This window comes from Mucilaginibacter sp. HD30 (assembly GCF_054061755.1).
Window position 1 is genome coordinate 1,223,672 of the sequence record NZ_JBSSEO010000001.1, and the last position, 23,385, is coordinate 1,247,056.

General features: G+C 40.8%; 21 protein-coding genes. 10 read left to right on the plus strand and 11 right to left on the minus strand.

What is annotated here, in order from left to right; translation table 11 throughout:
• The first annotated feature begins 23 nt into the window (after positions 1-23).
• From ACVW2L_RS05990 to ACVW2L_RS06005, 4 genes are all read left to right on the plus strand, one after another.
• Positions 24-503 carry a pyrophosphohydrolase domain-containing protein gene (locus tag ACVW2L_RS05990; protein WP_457127053.1) on the plus strand — a complete coding sequence of 160 codons (480 nt, stop codon included), beginning with the start codon at positions 24-26 and terminating at the stop codon, positions 501-503.
• 3 nt (positions 504-506) lie between these two features.
• Complete coding sequence (locus ACVW2L_RS05995) at positions 507-1,184, plus strand: pseudouridine synthase (RefSeq protein ID WP_457127054.1); 678 nt, start codon at positions 507-509, stop codon at positions 1,182-1,184.
• 828 nt (positions 1,185-2,012) lie between these two features.
• Complete coding sequence (locus tag ACVW2L_RS06000) at positions 2,013-2,276, plus strand: hypothetical protein (RefSeq protein WP_457127055.1); 264 nt, start codon at positions 2,013-2,015, stop codon at positions 2,274-2,276.
• Positions 2,277-2,295: 19 nt separating this feature from the next.
• On the plus strand, positions 2,296-2,547 hold the full coding sequence (locus tag ACVW2L_RS06005; RefSeq protein WP_457127056.1) for a DUF1456 family protein: 252 nt from the start codon (positions 2,296-2,298) through the stop codon (positions 2,545-2,547).
• Positions 2,548-2,676: 129 nt separating this feature from the next.
• Here ACVW2L_RS06005 and ACVW2L_RS06010 read toward each other — a convergent pair whose 3' ends face one another.
• The 11 genes from ACVW2L_RS06010 to spt form a co-directional block, all read right to left on the minus strand.
• A complete protein-coding gene (locus tag ACVW2L_RS06010) occupies positions 2,677-3,228 on the minus strand; it encodes a CAP domain-containing protein (protein WP_457127057.1) in 552 nt (183 codons plus the stop codon).
• A gap of 103 nt (positions 3,229-3,331) precedes the next feature.
• Positions 3,332-4,120, minus strand: a complete 789-nt coding sequence (locus tag ACVW2L_RS06015) for a hypothetical protein (protein ID WP_457127058.1) — start codon at positions 4,118-4,120, stop codon at positions 3,332-3,334.
• A 170-nt stretch (positions 4,121-4,290) separates the two neighbouring features.
• Positions 4,291-5,229 carry a phosphatase PAP2 family protein gene (locus ACVW2L_RS06020; protein WP_457127059.1) on the minus strand — a complete coding sequence of 313 codons (939 nt, stop codon included), beginning with the start codon at positions 5,227-5,229 and terminating at the stop codon, positions 4,291-4,293.
• Positions 5,230-5,850, minus strand: coding sequence for a sterol desaturase family protein (locus tag ACVW2L_RS06025; RefSeq protein ID WP_457127060.1), 621 nt, complete (start codon positions 5,848-5,850; stop codon positions 5,230-5,232).
• Positions 5,851-5,857: 7 nt separating this feature from the next.
• A complete protein-coding gene (locus ACVW2L_RS06030) occupies positions 5,858-6,388 on the minus strand; it encodes a DUF4833 domain-containing protein (RefSeq protein ID WP_457127061.1) in 531 nt (176 codons plus the stop codon).
• A 38-nt stretch (positions 6,389-6,426) separates the two neighbouring features.
• Positions 6,427-7,155 carry a CDP-alcohol phosphatidyltransferase family protein gene (locus ACVW2L_RS06035; RefSeq protein WP_457127062.1) on the minus strand — a complete coding sequence of 243 codons (729 nt, stop codon included), beginning with the start codon at positions 7,153-7,155 and terminating at the stop codon, positions 6,427-6,429.
• A 15-nt stretch (positions 7,156-7,170) separates the two neighbouring features.
• Complete coding sequence (locus ACVW2L_RS06040) at positions 7,171-9,723, minus strand: DUF5686 family protein (RefSeq protein ID WP_457127063.1); 2,553 nt, start codon at positions 9,721-9,723, stop codon at positions 7,171-7,173.
• 318 nt (positions 9,724-10,041) lie between these two features.
• Positions 10,042-11,364 (minus strand): inositol-3-phosphate synthase, encoded by a 1,323-nt coding sequence (locus ACVW2L_RS06045; protein WP_457127064.1) that lies wholly within the window; start codon positions 11,362-11,364, stop codon positions 10,042-10,044.
• Between the two features lie 27 nt (positions 11,365-11,391).
• Positions 11,392-12,378 carry an NAD-dependent epimerase/dehydratase family protein gene (locus ACVW2L_RS06050; RefSeq protein ID WP_457127065.1) on the minus strand — a complete coding sequence of 329 codons (987 nt, stop codon included), beginning with the start codon at positions 12,376-12,378 and terminating at the stop codon, positions 11,392-11,394.
• Positions 12,375-13,493 carry a hypothetical protein gene (locus ACVW2L_RS06055; protein WP_457127066.1) on the minus strand — a complete coding sequence of 373 codons (1,119 nt, stop codon included), beginning with the start codon at positions 13,491-13,493 and terminating at the stop codon, positions 12,375-12,377. The genes ACVW2L_RS06050 and ACVW2L_RS06055 overlap by 4 nt, the downstream gene beginning before the upstream one ends.
• A gap of 86 nt (positions 13,494-13,579) precedes the next feature.
• Complete coding sequence (gene spt / locus ACVW2L_RS06060; RefSeq protein WP_457127067.1) at positions 13,580-14,791, minus strand: serine palmitoyltransferase; 1,212 nt, start codon at positions 14,789-14,791, stop codon at positions 13,580-13,582.
• Between the two features lie 355 nt (positions 14,792-15,146).
• Between spt and ACVW2L_RS06065 the strand changes: the two genes are divergently transcribed.
• The 6 genes from ACVW2L_RS06065 (at position 15,147) to ACVW2L_RS06090 (ending at position 23,383) form a co-directional block, all read left to right on the plus strand.
• Positions 15,147-16,472 (plus strand): TolC family protein, encoded by a 1,326-nt coding sequence (locus ACVW2L_RS06065; RefSeq protein ID WP_457127068.1) that lies wholly within the window; start codon positions 15,147-15,149, stop codon positions 16,470-16,472.
• A 36-nt stretch (positions 16,473-16,508) separates the two neighbouring features.
• Positions 16,509-17,651 carry an efflux RND transporter periplasmic adaptor subunit gene (locus tag ACVW2L_RS06070; protein ID WP_457127069.1) on the plus strand — a complete coding sequence of 381 codons (1,143 nt, stop codon included), beginning with the start codon at positions 16,509-16,511 and terminating at the stop codon, positions 17,649-17,651.
• Positions 17,652-17,672: 21 nt separating this feature from the next.
• Positions 17,673-20,843 (plus strand): efflux RND transporter permease subunit, encoded by a 3,171-nt coding sequence (locus ACVW2L_RS06075; RefSeq protein WP_457127070.1) that lies wholly within the window; start codon positions 17,673-17,675, stop codon positions 20,841-20,843.
• Between the two features lie 315 nt (positions 20,844-21,158).
• Entirely contained in the window at positions 21,159-21,686 is a 528-nt protein-coding gene (locus tag ACVW2L_RS06080) for a hypothetical protein (protein WP_457127071.1), read from the plus strand.
• A 115-nt stretch (positions 21,687-21,801) separates the two neighbouring features.
• Positions 21,802-22,260 (plus strand): hypothetical protein, encoded by a 459-nt coding sequence (locus tag ACVW2L_RS06085; RefSeq protein ID WP_457127072.1) that lies wholly within the window; start codon positions 21,802-21,804, stop codon positions 22,258-22,260.
• Between the two features lie 145 nt (positions 22,261-22,405).
• Positions 22,406-23,383, plus strand: coding sequence for a Kelch repeat-containing protein (locus ACVW2L_RS06090; protein WP_457127073.1), 978 nt, complete (start codon positions 22,406-22,408; stop codon positions 23,381-23,383).
• Positions 23,384-23,385: the final 2 nt, after the last annotated feature.

The following is a 23,385-nucleotide window of genomic DNA, read 5'->3' on the forward strand; positions in this document are numbered from 1 at the left end:
TAGTAGGCTCAATAAAAACTGACATGGACATTTCAATAAAAGACCCTAACCCGCTCACCCAGGTAGCCGAGTTTCATACCACCTTTAAACACCCGGTGCTGGCCAAGCCAACCATCCCGGCAATAGAAAGATGCAAGCTGCGCATTGAGCTTTTAACTGAGGAGCTTAAGGAACTACAAGAAGCCGTTGATAACAACGATATTGTTGAGGTTGCTGATGCCCTTTGCGATCTGCAATACGTACTGGCAGGCGCTGTGCTGGAGTTTGGTTTGGCCGAAAAGTTCAAAGATCTTTTTGATGAGGTACATCGCTCTAACATGAGCAAGGCATGCAAAAGCCAGGAGGAAGCTGATGCAACCGTAGCTCACTACAAATTAAATAATAATACCGAATCCTACCATCAGCAAGTGGAGGACCTGTTCCTGGTTTACCGTACACCTGATAATAAAACGCTTAAATCAGTCAACTATTCGCCGGCGGATCTGCGGAGTATATTGGGATAGCTGATGCTCGAAATTATTTACCGCGACGAGCACCTGATCGCTATCAATAAGCCCCACGATCTGTTGGTGCACCGATCGCCCATAGCTGCGGATGTAGAAGAATTTGCTATGCAGATCCTGCGCGACCAGATAGGGGCGAAGGTATACCCTGCTCACCGTATTGACCGTAAAACAGGTGGGGTTTTGCTGTTTGCGCTTAGCAAAGAGGTAGAGAAAGCCATGCAGCAGCAGTTTATGAACAACCAGGTGCATAAAAAGTATCTGGCTATAGTTAGGGGGCACACACCCGATAACGGCGAGATAGACTATCCGCTAAGAAAAGAGAACGGCACGCTGCAAGATGCCTTCACGGCATACCGTACACTCCAACGCGCTGAGCTACAGGTTCCTCTTGGTAAACATGAAACTTCAAGATATTCGCTTGTTGAAGCTGAGCCTACTACAGGGCGCATGCACCAGCTCCGCAAGCATTTTGCGCACATCTTTCACCCAATAATTGGCGACCGTACCCATGGTTGCAATAAACAGAACAAGCTGTTTAAAGAGAAGTGGGAGATGACCACCATGTTGCTGCACGCTTCGCACCTCTCGTTTACGCACCCGGTTACCCGTGAACCGGTTACCATCAATGCTGAATTGCAGCCTAAGTTTTTGGATGTAATGAGGCTGATGGGTTGGTAATTTACGGGTGTTGCAAAAAATAAATGTTCCCTATACAGGAAAAATATAATTATTTGATTTACAGAAGATTGATGTTTTGCATCGCAAATACATATTCGTCAGGACAAGCTGCTGTAAAGTAGTCTTAATGTGTTAATTATCAAACAATTGTAAATCTTCAAAATAAACCGTTTTCAGCAACAATTTGCAACGGTTTAGCAACACAATAGCAACAGTTTAGCAACACTTTTGCAACAGTATTTTTTGGCTTTTTCTGCTATTTAAAAAGGTATTGCGGACTGCAAATTGATAACTAACTCAAACGGATTGCAAATCCGCTGCTCTTTAAGTCGGGGATGGAACATCCGGACTAACGGGATATTCGGACTAACAGGATTAATCTCCATAAAACACAACATATGTATGTGGGATGATTTACACACTAAAGAAATTTCGATTATTACATTTAGTATCACTACATGACAATCTTGCTGCAATATTTTCAAATCCTCTATTAAATAACCCATTTGTATGTTGTTAAAAATGGTATTGCCATAAGGGTCCAGATACCTTAGTAGTTTAAACAAATGGAGAGGTTGTGTTATTACTAATTCGCTGTTTATGCGTTTAATTATATCTTTATTTTCTTTTTCTAATATTACAGTCCAACCCATTTTTAACTGATTGAAGTTATTGATTCGAATCTTTTATTTGTGACAATCTTTTTAGGATCTACAATCATGGTCGCTTTAAACTGGACAATAAATATAATTGATTTTAGCAATGCTTACACAATGCTTTCAAATTATCCTTTCAAACAAACTTATTATACCTTTGTAGTGATACAGCATGGCAGATAATTTAACATTTAAACTTTACCGCGATAGCGACGTACACGTTATTACTATTGCGGAAGTTAAAGGGCTTATACCGGGGAAAAACTTTGTTAGCGGGGTTTTTAAGCTTACACAGGGAAAAACTAATTTGGGTAATATTGTATTTGACGATGCTATGAACCAGTGGGAGTATACGGCCTTGGGCGATCTTACCCATAAAGAAGCTGCAATAGTGGCTACTTTTATAAAAGACAAAGTAAAAGCAAAATCAGTATAAGCAGGATCCCACACAGAATATGAGTAATAACGATGTAATGAAAAAGCTTAGGGTAGCACTTAAGTTTACTGATGATGATATAATAAAGGTGATGGAGTTGGTTAACTTCAGGATAACCAAAACCGAGTTGGGTGCTATTTTCAGAGCGGATGATCATCCTAACTTTAAACCCTGCGGCGACCAGATCTTGCGTAATTTCCTTAATGGATTGATTATCCATCAACGCGGGCCAAGGCCGGCGGCAAATCCTAAAACGGATAGTCCTGGTTAAAAAATCTATGTCATTGCGAGGTGCTAGCAATCGCGGACTTTGCATAGCTGCTTTTCTCCGTGCGATTGCTTCGTACCCCGCAATGACAACTTGGGTAAAAAAGTTTACAAAACTGCATAGCACTTATCGCTAATTCCGCTCAATTATCTTTGCTTTGCCGCTTTTTATAAGCTGCTTTACTTCATCAGAAAATTCTTCGCGACCACCAAAATCCTGTACCCAGTAGGTGTTGTAATAGGCAATTCCAATTTCTTTAAAACCCGGTTGCATTAAATTGTAGCAGTGCCCTTCGCTTTTAAACCAGCCATCGGTAACTTCTGCAATACTCCGCTGTCCCTGGGCAATGTTCTCACCAACCTGGTAAGTTCTGTAGCCTTTGCGGCCATAGCCTGCAGCTTCAATTCTGTTAACTATCTTGCGGCCATCCTTACTGTCATGGCTAAAATAATCCTTTTTATACATGTCTTTGGCGTGCCCAATAGCAGCGTCTGCTAACTGATCGTTCCATACCAGTGGCGGTGCCGGCGGCATATATTGCGTTCCGCACTTACATCCTTTTGCACGCACTTTATTTATGCGCTCCAGAAATTCCTTTTTAAATTTATTACCGGAAGGGACATCCTGTTTTGCGCCGTTGCTGAAAAATAGCAGGGCAGAAAATGTTAAGATCAAAAACTTCATGCCGGTAAGACAGTGTACTGATGGGGTGGTTTAATTTGTAAAGTATTTTACAATCGCTTACGTACCCAAAATACAATTAACAAAATAAAAACTATTGCTGATATTATAAAGATGCTATTCTTTTGGAAGAAGTTACGCGATCTGTCTTTCTGACCAGCTTGATTGGTGCTTTTTTTTTAATTTCGGCAGAATCTGCTGCCGCGTTGCGGGCGGCTATTGCCAGTTCTGCTTTACCAAGACTGTCATCAATAAAGTTATGACGATCTAACGCTATCTTTCCTTTTTTAAAGTTCTTCATGCGGTTATAAAGCAGCGCAAAATTCAATTGTACATTTGATTCAGTACGCGGATCGTGGTTATCTACAGATAATTTCAAAGCCTCGTTCAAATCGCCCATGGCCAGCGAATAATCTTTTATATCCATTTTTATGGCGGCCAGCTTTATAAGCGACTTCATAATGTTCGGAACGTCATTGATAGCCCTTGACAGTGAGTTGGATTGCAGAATAAACCATTTAGCCTGCGGATATACTTTTTTGGAGTGATAAACGGTGGCCAGGTTATCAAAGCAATTGCGCAGACCAACAGTATCGTTATATTTTGAAAAAAGATGCAACGCTTTGTAACTATAATCCAAAGCATCGTTTTGGTATTTGAGCTTTACTTTTTTGTTGGAGATAGTGTCATACTTTAAATATTGTACAGCTATTTCAGCATATAAAAAAGCTTTAACCGAATCATTTTGTGTAGAATCTACCTGTAATTTTAATATAGCAATTCTGTCTTCGGTAACCGATGTTGGTGTTTGCTTAATGCTATCAATATCAAAACCTGCCGCAAACGATGTGGACACAGTTATAAGTGCAAAAATAAAAAGGTATAGCTTCTTCATAAAAAACACACGTTGGTAACGGCAAAAAATAGTATTCAAATAATGTGCCCGCTTTTTTCAAAAAAGAAAAAGGCGCATTACGACAGAATAAAGGCACTTAAAGTATCAGTGTATGAATGTAACGAAAAATAAGTGTATACAAAACCTTACAGAATGCAATCAATCAAAAATTATTGAATTACGGTTTCGTACCTGTCTACAAACTTGCGGAAGGGCTTTACTTTGGCTAAGATTAAGTTAAAAAGGCTTATGCCTGCAATAGCGCAAATTATGCCGGCCATCACATCTAAAATATAGTGGTGGCTTGTATAAATAGCCGTGAGCCATATGCCAACCATAACTGTAGCCAGGATAATATTAACAAAACCCAGCTTGTTTTTTAAGCCGTAATATATAACAATTACCGGGTAAGCAGAGTGCAGTGAGGGCATTGCAGCAAACACATTTGATCCTTTTTGGTAAATGGATCTGAACAAATTAATATTGAAATAATTGTCAAAGCGGGCAAGGCCGCCTGTATTGCCCGGCGTATTGGCGTGAAAAACAAAGCCGTGCTCCTGTATATACCAGGGTGGTGCCGCCGGGAAGGAATAATAAATAACAAAGCCTAAAAGGTTAACCACAAAAAAAGTCATGGCGAAGCACAGAAACTGCCGCCTGTTCTTAAAAAACAGATAGGTGCCAAAACCAAGCGGTACAGGTATCCAACACAAGTAAAACAAGCCGCCAATAATGTCGAGCATGTGTTTTGAGTTGATCTTTAAGTATTCATTGGGGGTAAGCACCTGGCCATTAACATTGATACCAAATAGCTTTTTTTCAAAATTATATAGGTCTGCCATGTGTACGTTGTTAAACGTATAGTTGGGGATGGCCTTCATGTAATCAAAAAGAATCCAGTATACTATAAAAACCGAAAAGCCAATAATAAATTTGCGCGTTAGATCAGATACATAAAAGCAAGTATTGAATATACCTACCAGTACCAGTTGATCTGATTTAAAGCCAACAACCCAGGCCGATAGCAGCAAATACGCTATAGATAATAGCGATACAGTTATTATTGAACGGCTATTAACTGCTAAGTTGTGATTAACAGTACCGTTCATTTATTTCTTAATAAAATCTGAGCGGAAAATTTTATCCCAAAGGGGAGAGGTTACGCCATATCCTTTATCGGGGTCCTGGTAATGATGCAACATGTGGTGCTGCTTAATTTTTTTCCAGATGCTTCCTTTAAAGTTAAAATGGTGGATGGCGTAATGAGAGATATCATAAAAAAGATACCCTAATATAAACCCGGGAAAAAACGCAAATACATAATTTTCGGGCAAAATGGCGTTAAACAAAAAGTAGAATGCAGTTGCCAAAGGGATACTTACAGATGGGGGTAAAACCAAACGTTTTGCATCGCTGGGATAATCGTGGTGTACGCCATGAAAGATAAAATGTAAACGTAAACCTAACTTATTTTTAGGCACATAATGGAACACAAAACGGTGCATAATGTACTCCGTAAACGTCCATACGGCAAGGCCTATCAGGAAAAATTCAAAATAAGTTAACATGCCAAGACCTTTAACAAAAAGCGCCAGGTAGGTGGAGATCAGAATAACCGGAACAAATATGAACAAGGGAACAGTGTAGTGCACCTTTGACAGCACTTCAAGCAAGTCGTTTTTAAACATTCTTACCGACTCCTGTGAATTTGATATATATTTCTTTTTCATAATGAAATCAAGGCTTAAAGCGGTAAGCTATCTCTTTGCCGGTTAATTGTTCTGTGCCTTTTAGCTCAACATAAACAATATTCGGCAACCAGAAAGATCCGCCTTCAACTTTTACAAAGATACGATTAAGCATGATTTGCTTTTGATCTGCCGAAACGAAAATATGATATTTATTATCCTCGGCCTTTTTTAGCAGCAACGGAAGCTTTTTGTAGGATACAAACCTAACGTCGTACTGCTCGTCCGCTATCTTTTTAAAATTAACACCATAAGCAAATTTGCGCTGTATATAATTCAGGTCCTCTTTTTGACCCTTCTCTGCATACTTTATCCAGTAAACATGCATTGGCTCATCTGCAACAAGCTTACCGTTTTTATCAACGTTAAGATCATACATAATAGTATTTGTATTGGGATCGCGTTGTACGTAAAACAGCGTGTTAGGATTATCAGGCGGAGCCGGAAACTTCTCCTCAGTTGATTCAAGCTTTGCTTTTTTAGTTTTTTTCTCCTGTAAAACGCCCGCGTTATGCGGCATTATATAAAAAACAAATAATAGTAGTGTAAAAATTAACTTCATAAGCTATCAGCGCCTCTTTCTTTTTCCAACAAATTCCTTTTTGCTTCTCTAAGGCGATTAAATGCAGTAACATTGGTTAGCACCGCAAGTAAAGTAATAGGGATAGTAAATATAGACATGGTTTCAAAAACATGAAACTTTAACCCGAAAGCATACAACTTATAGTCGCCGCCTATATAAAGCGACGAAACGCCGCACAACATTGCGCAAACACCTATGGTTACCACCCGTTCCGGCCGTTGCATAACGCCACCTTTGCACTCAACACCCAAACCTTCAGCGCGCGCCCTTACGTAACTCACCATCATCGATCCTATTAAAGCAATAAAGGCAAAAATAGAACTTAGAAAATAATGGTGTGCCACCAGATAGTAACAAATTCCTAAAAACATTATCAATTCACTGTATCTGTCAAGCACAGAATCGTACAATGCCCCAAATGTCGATTTCATGTTCCCCAGGCGTGCAACCTGCCCATCCAGCATATCAAAAAGCCCGGCAAAGAGTATCAGGCCCCCGGCCCAACCTACATAGGTTAAATCACCACGATGGCCCTCCTCGGCTCCAACTATAAAAATAACAGCAACACCAATGTTTAATACAAACCCTATGGTTGTAACGGCATTGGGTGTAAGGCCAAGTTTTATTAAAAGCTTAACAAATGGGTCAATAACCTTGTAAATGCCTAATTGTAAACTTGTTCTGATAGATGTTTGTTGCTCCATTGCCCAAATTCGCAATTAAAATTCAAATTTAACCCTTGCGCGAACACCGTATGGTGATACCTGCGGATGATCAAGATAACTAAAACGCCTAACGAAATCTACGCGTAAAAGTTTAAAAATATTTTCTATACCAACACTTCCCTCCATGTAAGGCTGATTGCCCAACGCATATGTTATTGGCGCGCCATTAGAACCAACCGGGAACTGAAACAGCGAAGTATTTATAGCCGGGTTGTTTGAATCGCTCAGACCACCTTTAATTGCTTTAAATGATGCAACTTCTCTCCATTGCAGTTTTTTCAACAAAGGTACTTTGTTGAAAAAGAAACCCTGAAAATGCTGATCAATATTTACACTGACATATTTATCACTTACAAACTCTAAAAAGTTCATCAGGTTATAGGAGTATATATCGTAATTGAAAGATTGGTTTGCCCTGAATATGTTAAGTAAGGGATAAGGCACTGTGCTAAACATCCGTCCGCCTTCAATAAATGTATCTGCCCAACCCAATTGCGATAAATATACCCGCTTATCAATACGTGCATGCAGGTTATGATAGGCGAATTGGCCGCCAAAAAGCTTGTTGATCCCCATAGTATAATCCACAGAAAAAATAGGATACTTATTAGGTATGGGTATACGGTATAACTTGGTAGGGTAAAACTTCTCATTAGGCGCATACCTGAAAGTGAACGTAGCGTCGCTGGTTGTAAGATCGGCAACGCGGCCGGTATTGTTCTGATAATATAATGAACCGGCAGGTGTTTGCGTTAATTTTCTAAATGTGAACGAGTAGCTAAGATGGTTCTGAAACTCTCTTACATAATCAAAACGATACAGGTCATTGTACAGATACTTATCATTAGTACCCCTGGTAAACGACAAAAGGATGTTATCACGCTGTACAAACTGCAACTGCGCGCCCGGTACTTTTGTATCGCGGTTAAAGCTTAACCTGACATAGTGCTGCGGGAATTTATAAATGGATTTATTATTGAGTGAATAAGTTCCGCTTAAAAAGTACTTCCATTTTTCATCCTTAAAACCATAGGCCAAATAAGTTTCAAAATAATAGCGCTTGCTTAACTCAGTAGTGGTACGGCCGCCTAAACGCAGTTTTAAACCTTCAACAGGGTTAAAACTATAAAAGCTGTTTGCAGGCCCCATCTCAAACGCACCAAATGATTTATAGCCGGCCAACACAAGTGTGGCAATGTCTGCCAATCGTTTAAACGATTTCATGTTGGTTAAGCTGTCTATATTTGAGTATACTTTTGACTCAGCTGTGGTAAGTTGATCTAACCTGTTGTTCTCCCAAAACTCGTCCGGGCGTTTTTTCAGTGCATCAACTTCTTCTTCGCTCTGCTTTCTGGTAAAGACACTATCCTGCCGGGGTTGGTTGATATGATAATCGCCGTAACTAAACGTTCTGATACCAACCAGGCCCCCATTTCGTTTTTTGGCGGTCTTAAACTCGGCCATGGTAGTACTTTTAACCAAGTGATAACGGCCGTCAGGATTTTTTTCAAAGTCCTGACTAATATTCATCCACTCCAGATAGTTAACGTTTATATGATTATTAACGCCCAGTTTAACTTTTTGTACAGCATAGTTACTATCAATGGTAACATATATTTTGCCTTCAAATAGAATGTCTGCAGTGTTACGCGGGGTAAAACTTAGTTCAACAAGTTTGCTGCTGTCAGCAGTTACTATGGTATCTGTAATAAAAAATTTATAGTAATTAGGCGAATTGTTAGATATCGGACTTAAGAAATTCTTAGTTACCAGGAAAATATTGTTTTCATAAATATCAACTTTGGCATACATGTTTTTTAAATAGTCGCCAAAACCATCGGCATCTATAAAGGCGCCAAGGTCTGTTTTTTTCTGACCCAGTAATATGGTGTTCTCGCTTTCCGGATTCTTCTTATAATAGTACTGCGAAAGTTTTTCATCCAGATAAAATGGCGTCAATGTTTTTCCGGGTACGGTTGTGCTATCCCGGTTGTCAAGCAGAAAGGCGTATTTTCTGAAAAACTTTTTATCAGTAAGGGTGGTGGATAGGTTGCTTAATGCAAACTGCAGCCTGTCATATTCGCGATATTCAACAAAATTATATCTTTCGGGGCTGTTTTTTTCTTTGTTAGCTATAACCTTGCGGATAAGTTCAACAGCGGGGTTGTCACGATTACGGTACCTAACCTTTCCGCCGGATTTTATCTCTACTTCTGTTAATTCCTGAGCCGAACGCGGCAGGCTAATGGTATTTAACGATTGCGTTTTGCCTGGCTGGATATTGAGCAACAGATCTTTATACCCAAGAAAAGAGATCTTTATCTGCGAAAATTGTCTGCTCGTACTTAAAGTAAATTTACCATCTACATCTGTGGTAACGCCAATGGTAGTACCCGGAAACGATACGGTAACAAAAGGCAAGGTTTCTTTATCGGTAGCGTCAATAACCTTTCCTGTTACTACAGTAGCCTGTGCAAACAAAAAAGTTGAATACAATAAAAAGAAAGCCGCTAACGAAAGCTTTTTAAACAATAATCTAAAATTCATGTAATACTATATAACCAATTTGTAACCGCCCTTGCTACATTGAAATCCTCTGAAGGACATCATCTTATTAGTATCCGACGCCGCAAACCAGTTTAAATCAAGTTGCAAAGATATGTAAAAATGCAGCAGACTTCTGTGGTCAAAAAGTCAAATAGTAATTTGTTCTACGGCATAATCACCATACGCATTTAACGGAATATTAGATTGTTAATGTTTTATTTGTTACTACAGTATTATACAGCAACGTTGTGTAATAAAAAAGTCATTATTGCTTAAATAAACTCAAGCAATAACGACTTCTGTAACAGTGTTTGATACCTATTGTACCTCAGCCAGTTCTTCGTAGTAATCTAAACCAAGGTGAGTTATCAGGTCTTCGCCCATCATATGGCGCAGTGTATTTTCTAACTTTATTAATTGTTTAAAAATGTCATTCTCCGCATGTAAACCAGGCGCAGTTTGCGGCGATTTAAGATAGAATGAAAGCCATTCCTGCACACCACTCATACCGGCACGTTTAGCCAGATCGCAGAACAGCGCGAGGTCAAGCGCAATAGGGGCAGCCAAGATAGAATCACGGCACAGAAAATTGATCTTGATCTGCATTTTGTAGCCTAACCAGCCAAAAATGTCAATGTTGTCCCAGCTCTCTTTATTATCGCCGTGCGGCGGATAGTAGTTGATGCGTATTTTGTGATAGATATTTCCGTAAAGCTCAGGGTTGTCTTCAGGTTTAAAAATGTCTTCCAACACACCTAATTTTGACACCTCTTTGGTTTTAAAGTTATCCGGATCATCCAGTACCAAACCATCGCGATTACCCAAAATATTGTCAGAGAACCAGCCATTAACGCCTAAAGAACGCGCCGCAAGGCCCGGAGCCAAAATGGTTTTCATTAAAGTTTGACCGGTTTTAAAGTCTTTACCTGCTATAGGGGTTTGTGTAATTTTGGCCAGTTCAATAAGCGCCGGGATGTCAACAGTAAGGTTCGGGGCGCCATTTGCAAATGGTATGCCTTGTTTTAAAGCCGCATAAGCGTATATCATACTTGGCGATATCAATTTATCGTCAGCCTTTAAGCCTGCTTCAAACTTATCTAAAGTGCTGTGCACGTCTGATGCTTCGTAGTACGTTTCGGTTGACCCGCACCAAACCAATACAATACGGTCACAGCCATTAGCTTCTTTAAAGTTTTGTATATCTTCAATTACTTGTTGCGCCAACCCATAACGGGTTCCTTCTTTTACGTGAGTACCGGTAAGGTTCTTTGCGTAGTTTTTATCAAAGGCCGCTTTCATTGGTACTATGGCTTCCAGCTCAGGCTTTAATTTAGCAAGCAGGTCTTTGTCAAGCACTGCTGCATTGGTAGCAGCGTCATAAACGTTATCTGAAAATACGTCCCAACCACCAAAAACTACATCGTTTAAACTGGCCAACGGAACAAAATCTTTTATTTTAGGACGTCTGTTCTCTGTTCTTTTACCTAAACGGATAGTACCCATCTGGCTTACAGAACCTATTGGTTGTGATATTCCTTTTCTTACGGCCTCAACGCCGGCAATTAGTGTAGTTGCCACGGCCCCCAAACCCGGGATCAATATACCCAGTTTGCCGTTAGCAGGTTGAATGTTACTCTTCATTATTTGTAAATGTAAATTATATTAATGTTATAGCCAGTTGTTTTGTTTGTACCAATTAACAGTCTGTTCTACGCCTTTGTTCAAATCAAACTGAGGTTTAAACGCCATGTCTTTTTCGGCCTGTTCAATACTGCATATCCAGTTAACGGCTGTAAGCTCATTTAGTTTTTCTCTGTTCAGTATCGGCGCTTCACCTTTCAAATTACTGACTTTTTCGGCTAAGGTGGCTATCAATTTCATAAAATTTACCGAAATGTGAAACTTAAATGTCTTTTCTGTTAAAATTTTTCTCGTCTCATTACCTAAATCATACTTGGTATAACTTTTACCATCGCTTAAATTATAAGCTTTTTGCTCACCGCTTTTTAACGCGTTTAAACATGCCCGGGCTAAATCAGTTACGTATATAAAGCTAAGCCTTTGGTCGGCCCGGCCTATATAACCTTCTATACGTTTACTAAATTGTTTAAAAAAAATAAAAATACCGGTGTCTCTGGGGCCGTATACAGCTGTTGGCCTAAGTGTGGTGTACTTTAAGCCTGATATTGTTTTTAACTTTTGCTCGGCAAGTAATTTGCTGGCACCATATGCCGTTACCGGGTTGGGCACCGTATGTTCATCAATAATACCTTCAATATCATTCAAAGGTCCAATTGCTGCCAAACTGCTCACTAACACAAATTTTTTTAAATCAATGCCAGAGTCAACCGCTGCTTTTGCCAGGTTGAAGGTGTACTGCGCGTTTATGCTATTGTATTCCTCAATGGTGCGTGCGCGGGTAACCCCTGCAGCATGAATTATATAATCGTATTTTTTTTCTCCTATCTCCTTTTTTAACAATTCGGGATCGTTGTAGGCCAGATCTGTGTATTGTATATCAAATTGGCTTAAATGGCTAATGTTGCTGCTTTTTCTAACGGCAGCAAATACTTCCAACTCATTACTGAGTGCCTCCTTTATCAGATGATAACCAACAAAGCCACTTGCGCCGGTTATTAAAACCCTTTCTCTCATATCTGTTTTTGATACAAGCGGTATGTTTTATAAGGATCGCCTTTAATGGCTATAATGGCTTCGTTTATCAGAGTGTTGTTTTCCAATGTCCATCCGGCCTCGGCCCATTTTAATCCTCTGGCGGTATAGTTTTTTATAATTGTGCCGTATAATACAGCTTCAATACCCATTTTACGGTAACCATCAATAACGCCTAAGGCGTAAATACGTAGGCTCTGTATTTTCTTTTTGCCAAATAATAGTTTGAAGATGCCTGTAGGTAGCAAACGCCCGCGCTTTATGGTTTTAAATATCTCGTTATAATTTAATAGCGCTAAACCAAATGCCACAATCTTACCGTCCTGCTCTGCAACTAAGGCAAAGTCGCCGTCTAATATTAACTTCAGATCATTAGCGAGGTAATCAAACTCGTCGTCCGTTAATGGCACAAAACCCGTATTCTGATCCCAGGCAGAATTGTAAACTTCGCGCAGTTTAGCGGTTTCGGCCTTAAAGTTTTTAACATCTACTTTACGAATAACGATGTTATTGCGTTTTAAACGCTCCTGCAATGCATTAAGCAAGCGTACAGATTTGTCGTCGTAATTATTACCATCCCAATGCCAGGCAATCAGGTCAACATCCTTATCAAAACCTGCTTTATCTATCAGGTCAGCATAGTAAGGGAAGTTGTATGTTTGCATTAAAACAGGCGAGCTATCAAAGCCCTTTACCAGCAATCCGCAAGGCTCATTGGTTGAAAAGTTTACCGGCCCTAAAAAGCGACCCGTAACGCCTTTATCTTTCAACCAATCTGCCGCAACTTTAAATAATATGTCGGCGGTTTCCTGGTCGTTTATACAATCAAAAAAACCAAAAAAACCATCGTTGGCTTTATTATACTCGTTATGGGCGTTGTTTAAAATAGCGGCAATGCGGCCGGTAATTTTACCGTCCTGATAAACTAAAAATCCTTGTAGTTTATTGTGTTTATGAAAGGGGTGCTTGGTTAACAGATCGCGCTGGGCTATAAAAAGCTCGGGCACGTAGTAAGGATCATCTTTATACAGGTCATGCGGAAAATCAATAAAAGCAGCAAGCTCTGTTTTTGAAACTACCGGAATTATTTTTCTCATGAAGACAACTAAAAGATAAAATTGGTCTATATAAAATGTGCGGCTACTTTTAATAGCCGCACATCTGCAAAAAATATTGTGAATATTTAAATTCGCTCTTTTACACCCATCAATGGCACACCAACGTCTTTAAACGCTTTTGTTATTTTTTCAACAGCTTCGTCAATCTGCTCAAAGGTGTGAGTAGCCATTAAAGAAAAACGAAGTAAAGATGAGTCTGACGGTACAGCAGGTGATACAACTGGATTAACAAATACGCCTGATGATTGCAGGTGTTTTGTAACCAGGAAAGTTTTATCATTATCGCGTACAAATATGGGTAGGATAGGGCTTTCAGTAGGGCCAAGGTCAAACCCTTCGTCCAGTAAAAGCTTCATAGCATAATTGGTGTTGTCCCAAAGTTTCTGTATACGCTCAGGCTCAGATTCTATAATATCTAAGGCAGCAATTACGCTGGCAACTGCTCCGGGCGTCATGCTCGCGCTGAACATTAGTGAGCGGGCCCTGTGTTTCATGTAGTCAATCACGTCAGCATCGGCAGCTATAAAGCCACCTAACGAAGCTAATGACTTACTGAACGTTCCCATTATAAGATCCACGTCATCAGTAAGGTTAAAGTGCGAAGCAGTACCGGCTCCATTATGGCCTATAACACCCAGGCTATGCGCGTCATCAACCATTATATTGGCGCCGTATTGCGCTGCTATCTCAACAATCTCCGGCAGTTTTACAATGTCGCCTTCCATGCTGAATATACCATCAACAGCAATTACTTTAACAGCCTCTTCAGGAAGTATACTTAACTTCCGCTGAAGATCAGCCATATCATTGTGCGCGTATTTTATAACTTTTGAAAATGATAAACGGCTACCATCAATTAATGATGCATGATCGTACTCATCTAATATTAAATAGTCGTTACGACCGGTAACGCAGGATAGCACTCCTAAATTTACCTGAAAGCCTGTGCTGAATAAAACTGCCGCTTCTTTGCCTACATACCTGGCCAATCTATCTTCCAACTCGATATGTATATCAAGTGTGCCGTTCAAAAATCTTGAACCTGCACAGCCTGTACCATACTTGTCAATCGCTCTTTTTGATGCTTCTTTTATTTTAGGATGATTGGTAAGACCAAGGTATGAGTTTGAACCAAACATTAGAACGCGCTTCCCCTCAATTATCACCTCCGTATCCTGGCCGGACTCGATAGGCCTAAAATAAGGATACAAGCCCTTCTCCCTGATCATTGCTGCATCTTTAAATTGAGCAATTTTCTCATGTAGTTTTTTAACCATGTATTAACCCTGCTTAAATTTTTTGTAAAAATACCACGAATAAGCTTATAACCTATATTTAGTATGTAAATTTTTTTAACATCGCGTTATATTCTGCACACGACGTATTTTCCCACTCGGCAAATTAATTAATTTTTTTATTTATTTGAGTGGTCAATTTTCAATTTTTTTTAAAAAAGCACCTAAAAGTGTTGAAAACACCATTGATTGTACTTGTAATGTATAATTTAGGTAAAATTATTTATATCACTTTTTCTGTAAATCCAAATCTCTCATCTTCGCAGTTCTTAATTAATTAGGCCCTCGGTAAGTTTTAATGCTCATTCGGGCAAAGGGTTTTTGTTATTCTGCATTTATGAAAAAGAAGTACTTCTTATTAATTCTATTAATATACTGCTTTCCGTTAATATTGTTTGCCCAAGCACCTGTTGACAGTTTACCTGCGGTTATATCACTTAAACAAAGTATTGCATTTGCATTGCGTAACCAACCGGCAATAAAGCAAGCCAGTATTGATAAACTGATAAACGAAAGGGATATTGACATATCTTTATCATCATGGTTGCCGCAGATCAATTCTACCAATCAATATCAGCATTATTTTAAAGGCGGGCCGGTAAACGCAGCTCAGGTTAACGCGGGGGGTAGTGCTTTTCACGAATTTTCAAGTTTGGGAGCACAGATCACTCAAACCATTTATAATAATGAAGTATTGCAAGCGTCAAAAGCTTCTAATTATTCGCGCTTACTATATCGTCAGAACGAGGTAAGCACACAAATAGATGTTGTTTCTGACGTGAGCAAAGCTTTTTTTGATGTATTGCTATCGCAAAAACGCCTTAACATTATCAATGAAAATATCACCAGGCTGCAACGCAGCTTAAAAGACGCCACCAGCCGCTACCAGGCAGGTGTGGTTGATAAAATTGATTATAAGCAAGCTACCATAGCGTTAAATAATGAGCTGGCATCGCGCAAGCAAACAATCGAGGCGATAAAAAGTAAAACGGCCACTTTAAAGCAAATAATGGGCGTACAGGCAAATAAAGATTTTGCGCTCACCTATGATTCTACCCGCTATGAACAAGAGGCCTATATTGATACCAACCAGGTTTTAAATTATAATAGCCGCGTAGAGTATCAGTTGCTGCAAACGCAAAAAAATCTGCAAAATGTTAATGTAAGCTACTATAAATATGGTTTTCTGCCATCGCTTTCTGCCATTGGCTCTTATAACCTTTTGTTTTTAAATAACAACCTTGCTAATTTGTACAGTAAGTCTTTCACTAACGCTTATGCGGGGCTGTCTTTAACCATACCCATATTTCAAGGCGGGCGCAGATTGAAAAATTTGAGCAAGGCACGTTTACAGGTTGAGCGCACTGATCTGGATATAGTAAATCAACAAAACGTTATCAGCACACAATATGTGCAGGCGCTTGCGGCATATAAAAGTAATTACACCAACTGGCAAACACTTAAGGAGAATGTAACACTTGCTGCCGATGTTTATAATGTAGTGAGCTTACAATATCGCGAAGGGGTAAAAACTTACCTGGATGTAATAGTGGCGCAGGCAGATCTGCGTACCTCGCAATTAAATTATTACAACGCGTTGTTCCAGGTACTGGCCAGCAAAATAGATATGCAAAGGGCCTTAGGAACACTGCCGCTTGAATAACATTAAATTAAAAATTCGTCTTTTATAATTATACCAATGAAAAAATATCACTCTTTATTGTTTACTGCAATTATTGCTTTGGCGCTTACATCATGCAAAGATCAGCAGGCCGCGCAAAATGCTGCACCGCCGCCAATACCTGTGTCGGTTGCAGAAGCTCAGAATGCCGATGCCACTTATTATGACCAGTACCAGGGCACGGTAGTATCTACCAATAACGTAGAGCTTCGCAGCGCAGTAACAGGGTTTATAACCGGTATATTTTTTAAAGAGGGGGACATTGTACAAAAAGGTAAAACACTTTACGAAATAGACCGCCGTAAATATCAGGCCGCATACGCGCAGGCCAACGCGCAATTGGTAAGTGCAGAAGCCAATCTGACTAAAGCGCAAAAGGACATTGACCGGTATAATATGCTGTTAAAGAATGATGCCGTTGCCCGCCAGACTGTTGACCAGGCCACTGCTAACTACGAGATGACCAAAAGCCAGGTTGAAGTGGCTAAAGCAGTTATAGCAAGCGCAAAAACAGATCTTTCCTATTCCTTAATTACGGCACCTGTTACCGGTCGCATCGGGATCTCGCAGGTAAGGCTGGGCTCGCAGGTTACTCCCGGTACCACTTTGTTGAATACCGTATCGAGCGAAAACCCTATCGCAGTTGATGTAGTGGTGAACGAGCAGGATATAAACAGGTTTTATGAACTGCAGCGCAAGGTTACCGATTCAACTTTCAGACTTCAATTATCAGATGGTACCGTATATAACAAAACCGGCAAGATACTGGCGGTGGATCGTGGCGTGAATAACCTTACCGGTACAATAAAAGTAAGGGTAGAATTCTCTAATCCGGATGGGTTATTGAAAGACGGTATGAGCTGCGTTTTGAAAGTTTTAAATAACGATTCGGGGAATCGTTTGCAGATACCTTACAAGGCGGTATCAGAGCAAATGGGAGAGTTTTTTGTGTTTGTATCGCAGGATACCATCGCTAAGCAACAAAAAGTGACGCTAGGCCCACGGATAGGTAGCAACATAGTGGTGATGGATGGAATTAACCCCGGTGACAAGGTAATAACAGACGGTTTTCAAAAGCTGCGCGATGGCGGTAAAATAACATTAAGCAGCGGGGCGCCGCAAGGTGCACCTGCGGGACAAGCTAAACCACAGGCAAAGTAAGGGCGGTTAATATAATATAGAATGATAGCAGAAACTTTTATCCGAAGGCCGGTTACGGCCATCGTAATATCGCTGGTGATAGTTATTGTGGGCATACTGGCTATCAGTACGCTCGCCGTAGGGCAGTACCCTGATATAACGCCGCCAACCGTACAAATTTCAGGCAACTATGTAGGTGCAGATGCGCAAACTGTTGAACAAACGGTAGCCACCCCGGTAGAAATACAGGTAAACGGTACACCCGGAATGACCTACCTGCAAAGTAACAGCACCAATAATGGCGCCATGAGCATGACCGTTAACTTTGAGTTGGGTACTGATATTAACATAGCCGCGCTTGATGTGCAGAACAGGGTAGGTATAGCTACGCCGACCTTACCACAGGAAGTACAACGCCTTGGCCTAACCGTGCGTAAACGTAACCCAAGTATTTTAATGCTGGTGGCTATGTACTCGCCTAAAGCGACGCACAACGTAACGTTTACAGATAACTACGCGAATATATTTGTTAGAGATGCGCTTTTACGTACCAAGGGGGTAGGTGATGTAATTAGCCGTGCTGATGACTTTAGTATGCGTATCTGGCTAAAGCCGGATAAGTTAGCAGCTTTAGGCATGACAGCCGCCGATATAACCCAGGCTCTGCAAGAGCAGAACGCCCAGGTAGCGGCCGGAACCGTTGGTGCCACACCGCAGCTAAAAGGGCAAACCTTTGAATATAGTGTTTTAGTAAAAGGGCGTCTAACCAGCAAGGCCGAGTTTGAAAATATAGTGGTACGCACCCAGCCCGCCAACGGAGCTATAGTACATTTAAAAGATGTGGCGCGTGTTGAGCTGGGCAAGTTTAACTACGCAGGTAACTCTTTTGTTGATGGTAAACGGGCATCGTATTTATTAGTATACCAGGCCCCTAACAGCAACGCGCTTGAAACAGCCGAGAATGTATATGCCACTATGGAGCAAATGAAAAAAAGCTTCCCTAATGATATTGCATACATGGTACCTTTTGAGGCGGTAACGGTTATAAAAGTCTCTGTGCACGAGGTGGTTGAAACACTGGTAATTGCGCTTGTGTTGGTTATTATCGTGGTGTTTCTGTTCTTGCAAAGCTGGCGCACAACGCTTATTCCGGTGTTGGCCATCCCTGTATCTATTATAGGCACATTCATTTTCTTTATACCGCTGCACTTTACCATAAACACACTTACACTATTTGGTTTTGTATTGGCGATAGGGATTGTGGTAGATGATGCCATTGTAGTGGTTGAAGCTGTACAACATTATATGGACGAGAAAAACATGTCGCCCGTTGATGCAACCCGCCAGGCCATGAAAGATATCTCTGCACCTGTTATAGCGATAGCGCTCATACTGGCGGCAGTGTTCGTGCCGGTTGGTTTTATACCGGGTATAGTGGGCAGGCTGTATCAGCAATTTGCTATAACCATAGCTATATCAGTAATGATATCAGCATTTGTGGCCCTCTCTTTAACACCTGCATTGTGTATACTAATACTTAAACCACATAAAATTGACGATAAGTCTACTGGTCTGGATAAGTTATTTTACAAGTTTAACACCTGGTTTGACCGTGTTACCGGCAAATACCGTAATGGCGTACACCGGGGTATAAAAAACTCCAAATTTGTGGTTGTTATTTTGATCTGCATAATTGTAGGTACGGTGTTTATGTTCATGAAAAAATCTACCGGCTTTATCCCGGTGGAGGACGAGGGCCGTATATATGTTACATATGACCTACCCGAGGCATCATCAACAGAAAGAACCGTAGCTGTGCTGACTGATGTAATGAAAACCCTGGACAGTGTGCCCGAAGTTGGCCATTACGCTGCGCTGGGCGGCCTTAACGTAGTGAATTTTGCTACAAAATCAAGCAGTGCCACGGTATTCGTTCAGCTTAAACCATGGGATGAGCGCAAGAAAACCTCGCTTGAACTGGTTGGTTATTTGCAGCAAAAGCTGGCGAAGTACAAAGAAGCCAATGTAACTGTTATTCCGCCACCGGCAATACCGGGTTTGGGTAACAGCTCTGGTTTTGCATTTATGCTGGAAGAAAAAGAAGCCGGTGGCGATATTACAAGTTTCCAAACCGTGTTAAATAACTTCGTTGCCGAGGTGAATAAACGCCCTGAGATAGCTAAGGCTTATAGTTTCTTTACAGCACGTACGCCGGCTTATCAACTTACAATAGACCGGGAAAAGGCGAAACGCCTGGGTGTGCAAATAAGCGATATAAACAACGCGCTGCAGGTTTATATGGGCAGTTCGTACATAAATGACATGACTTTATATGGCCGTACTTTTAGAGTTTTAGCACAAGCCGATACTAATTACCGCACAAGCATAGCCAACATAGGGCAGTATTTTGTACGTAACCAGGCCGGTAATATGGTGCCGTTAAGTACGGTTACAACCTATAAGATGATGGAGAATGCGCCGCTGATAACGCATTTTAACCTGTTTAGAGCTGCCGAAATTGATGGCACAGCCAAGCCGGGCTATAGTAGTGGAGATGCATTAAACGCCCTGGAAGAGGTGGCTGCGCAAACCCTGCCACAAGGGTACGGTTATGAGTTTACAGGTTTAAGTCGCGAAGAGAAGTTATCCGGATCAAAAACGGTATATATCTTTATGTTATCTGTAGGATTTGTATTCTTGTTCCTGGCTGCTTTGTACGAAAGTTGGTCTGTACCATTCTCGGTGCTATTAGCAGTGCCGTTGGGTGCAATGGGTGCTATCCTCTTCCTTACCTTTAACAAAGGACTTGATAATAACGTTTATGCCCAAATAGGATTAATAACGCTGATAGGCCTCGCCGCTAAAAATGCTATATTGATTGTAGAGTTTGCAAAAGAGCGGGTGGATAGTGGAATGGAATTGGAGAAATCCATACTGGAGGCGGTAAGATTACGCTTGCGGCCCATTATAATGACATCGCTTGCGTTTATTCTGGGTGTATTACCGTTGCTCTTTGCATCAGGTGCCGGTGCCATTGCACGTAAAACAATAGGCTTTACTGTATTTGGTGGTATGCTTGCCGCAACATTGCTGGCTATTTTTATTGTACCTGTTCTGTTTTTCCTGATAACACGCCTGGCATACGGCAAGGAAAAACTGGCAGAACTGCAAAAAAATTATAAACCTGATCCGGAGCACGACCCGCAGACCTGATAAGTTATTAGTATAAAAAAGGCTCTCAGTGAATATTGGGGGCCTTTTTTGTTTTATTAAGCCGAGTTTTCCATACAAACTGAACTAAAAACAAGGCACTTTTTTAAATTAGTTGTGCGCAGGGCTGCTTGTTTTAGCAGTATGTTTTGATTTACAACTAATCCATGTGGCTATCAGCCAATAAACTACCTGTTTTACGGTAAAAACGAAGAAAAGCGGGGTTTTTTAAATGTTAAATTATGCTGTTTTTGGTGCTTGTGGCAAAGTATTTGAATTGATTGCAGCAATATATTTACTTAAAAGATAGACACAACAATGAAAAAGTTAACAAAATTAGCTGCTGCAGCTATAGCAGGTGTAGCACTATTTATCGGGACAAATGCAAATGCACAATCAGATAGCAGACTACGTTTTGGTATAGGCGCTGAAGTTGGTGCACCAACAGGTGACGCTTCAAATGGCTCAAATATTTATGCAGGTATTACACCGCGTTTACAATATGGTGCCGACGAAGGCTTAGCCTGGACACTAACCTCTGGCTTTTATAATTTCTTTGGAAAAAACTATACGGTGGGTAACACTACTGTTAACGGTAAAGATGGAGGTTTGGTGCCGGTAAAATTGGGTATCAAAGGTTTTTTTGCTGAGAACTTTTATTTTGGTGCAGAAGCAGGTGCTGGTTTTGAAACAAACTCAGGTGGTAACACAAAGTTAATTGTGGCTCCGGGTTTGGGTTTTGCAAATGAAAAATGGGACATATCTGCACGTTATGAGAATTTCTCAGGTCAAAGCAATAACTACGGTTTAGTAGGTTTACGTGTAGCTTACGGCTTCAAACTTTAATAATCATTAACAATTAAGTTTACGCCTCCCGAATTTTTTCGGGGGGCGTTTTTTGTTTTAAGGGGTTGCGAAGGATTTTACTGAATAAGCCGTCTAAATCTGTAAATTTAAATAGATGAAAAATAGAATCGGATTATTTGCAGTAGCCTTATTGTTTGCATCGGCTTTAAAAGCACAGCAACCACCACTGCCGGATAGGCGTCCATCTCCCGAAGAAAGACTTAAACGCACATCGGAGCATTTAGGAAAAGAACTGACCCTTAAACCTGCCCAAAAACAAAAGCTTGAGGCAGCTTACAAAGATTTCTTCGCAAGTATGGAAAAACTTCGCGGCGATGGACCGCCCCCGCCTCCACCACCGCCACCGGGAAAAAAGGAAGAAGTTGATAAATTAGTTGCGGCACGGGATAGTAAAGTGAAAAGTATACTTACCGCCACTCAGTTTAAAAAATATCAGCAAATAAAAAAAGATATGCGCATGCACCGACCCGGGGGCCTAGCAGATGGCAGGGGAGGTCCGCAGGGTCCGCCGCCTCAAGGTCCGCCACCACAGGGCCCGCCGGTAAAACAATGATATAAGTAAAACGCTATTGACTACTCAGTAGCGTTTACTATTTATACGCGGCACGTTTGTGTTATTTATTAGAATATGATACATTTAATGCTTAAACCAATTAGGCTTTCTGTATACTCTTATACCAGCCGAATTAATTATAGCTATGAAACAAATTAAGCTTTTAGTATTACTACCCTGTATTTTCATTAGCACTGCTTATGCGCAGTTTGAGAAATATTCGTGGAAAATAATTCAAACGACCGGAAACTATAAACCTCGAGAGGAATGTGATTTTGTTGCAGTTAAAGACAAGTTCTATCTGCTTGGCGGGCGTGGTATAAATGAGGTAAATATTTTTGATCCGAAAACAGATACATGGACAAATGGGGCAAAATCACCTATCGAACTTAACCACTTTCAGGGGGTGGTTTATAAGGATGAGATTTATCTTGTATGCGCTATGACGGGCAGTTACCCGCACGAAAAACCCGTTGCAAACATTTATATCTACAACCCTAAAACAGATACCTGGCGGGTTGGCGACGAGATACCTGCAGACAGACGACGCGGCTCGGGTGGGGTAGTGGTTTACAAAGACAAATTTTATGTTGTTACAGGTATAGTAGACGGACACTGGACCGGCAACGTAACCTGGTTTGATGAATATGACCCTAAAACCGGAAAATGGACAAAGCTAACAGATGCACCCAGTGCGCGCGACCATGTAAGGGCAGGGCTTGTTGGCGATAAATTATATTTAATAGCTGGCGTGCAATCAAATGCGCTGGAAAAGAAAGGTCTTGCCAACGTGATAGACGCGGTTGATGTATACGATTTTAAAACTAAACAATGGAGCACGGCGCCTGCTAAATTACCAACGTTGCGGGCGGGAAACACCACAATTGCTGTTAAAAATGATCTGTTTATTATAGCCGGGGAAAGCGCTAAGCAACGCAAAGCCCACAGCGAAGTAGAAGTTTATAATGTGAAAACAGGGGCTTTCCGTACGCTTGCACCCATTGTTGAGGGCCGCCACGCCGCAGGCGCAGTTTTCTACAAAGGCAAAATTTATACGGTAGCCGGAGTTGGTAACGCAGGGGGCTCGCCTTTGTTAAAATCAATAGAGGTTTTCAGCGAGTAGTT

What these genes read in the sequence shown, in the direction of transcription:
- ACVW2L_RS06000 (WP_457127055.1), top strand. Translation starts at nt 2,013, where the DNA reads ATGGCAGATAATTTAACATTTAAACTTTACCGCGATAGCGACGTACAC.
- ACVW2L_RS06080 (WP_457127071.1), top strand. Translation starts at nt 21,159, where the DNA reads ATGAAAAAGTTAACAAAATTAGCTGCTGCAGCTATAGCAGGTGTAGCA.
- ACVW2L_RS06020 (WP_457127059.1), bottom strand. Translation starts at nt 5,229, where the DNA reads ATGAACGGTACTGTTAATCACAACTTAGCAGTTAATAGCCGTTCAATA.
- ACVW2L_RS06055 (WP_457127066.1), bottom strand. Translation starts at nt 13,493, where the DNA reads ATGAGAAAAATAATTCCGGTAGTTTCAAAAACAGAGCTTGCTGCTTTT.
- ACVW2L_RS06015 (WP_457127058.1), bottom strand. Translation starts at nt 4,120, where the DNA reads ATGAAGAAGCTATACCTTTTTATTTTTGCACTTATAACTGTGTCCACA.
- ACVW2L_RS06030 (WP_457127061.1), bottom strand. Translation starts at nt 6,388, where the DNA reads ATGCCGCATAACGCGGGCGTTTTACAGGAGAAAAAAACTAAAAAAGCA.
- ACVW2L_RS06040 (WP_457127063.1), bottom strand. Translation starts at nt 9,723, where the DNA reads ATGAATTTTAGATTATTGTTTAAAAAGCTTTCGTTAGCGGCTTTCTTT.
- ACVW2L_RS05995 (WP_457127054.1), top strand. Translation starts at nt 507, where the DNA reads ATGCTCGAAATTATTTACCGCGACGAGCACCTGATCGCTATCAATAAG.
- ACVW2L_RS06010 (WP_457127057.1), bottom strand. Translation starts at nt 3,228, where the DNA reads ATGAAGTTTTTGATCTTAACATTTTCTGCCCTGCTATTTTTCAGCAAC.
- ACVW2L_RS06075 (WP_457127070.1), top strand. Translation starts at nt 17,673, where the DNA reads ATGATAGCAGAAACTTTTATCCGAAGGCCGGTTACGGCCATCGTAATA.
- ACVW2L_RS06005 (WP_457127056.1), top strand. Translation starts at nt 2,296, where the DNA reads ATGAGTAATAACGATGTAATGAAAAAGCTTAGGGTAGCACTTAAGTTT.
- ACVW2L_RS06045 (WP_457127064.1), bottom strand. Translation starts at nt 11,364, where the DNA reads ATGAAGAGTAACATTCAACCTGCTAACGGCAAACTGGGTATATTGATC.
- ACVW2L_RS05990 (WP_457127053.1), top strand. Translation starts at nt 24, where the DNA reads ATGGACATTTCAATAAAAGACCCTAACCCGCTCACCCAGGTAGCCGAG.
- ACVW2L_RS06070 (WP_457127069.1), top strand. Translation starts at nt 16,509, where the DNA reads ATGAAAAAATATCACTCTTTATTGTTTACTGCAATTATTGCTTTGGCG.
- ACVW2L_RS06035 (WP_457127062.1), bottom strand. Translation starts at nt 7,155, where the DNA reads ATGGAGCAACAAACATCTATCAGAACAAGTTTACAATTAGGCATTTAC.
- ACVW2L_RS06050 (WP_457127065.1), bottom strand. Translation starts at nt 12,378, where the DNA reads ATGAGAGAAAGGGTTTTAATAACCGGCGCAAGTGGCTTTGTTGGTTAT.
- spt (WP_457127067.1), bottom strand. Translation starts at nt 14,791, where the DNA reads ATGGTTAAAAAACTACATGAGAAAATTGCTCAATTTAAAGATGCAGCA.
- ACVW2L_RS06085 (WP_457127072.1), top strand. Translation starts at nt 21,802, where the DNA reads ATGAAAAATAGAATCGGATTATTTGCAGTAGCCTTATTGTTTGCATCG.
- ACVW2L_RS06025 (WP_457127060.1), bottom strand. Translation starts at nt 5,850, where the DNA reads ATGAAAAAGAAATATATATCAAATTCACAGGAGTCGGTAAGAATGTTT.
- ACVW2L_RS06065 (WP_457127068.1), top strand. Translation starts at nt 15,147, where the DNA reads ATGAAAAAGAAGTACTTCTTATTAATTCTATTAATATACTGCTTTCCG.
- ACVW2L_RS06090 (WP_457127073.1), top strand. Translation starts at nt 22,406, where the DNA reads ATGAAACAAATTAAGCTTTTAGTATTACTACCCTGTATTTTCATTAGC.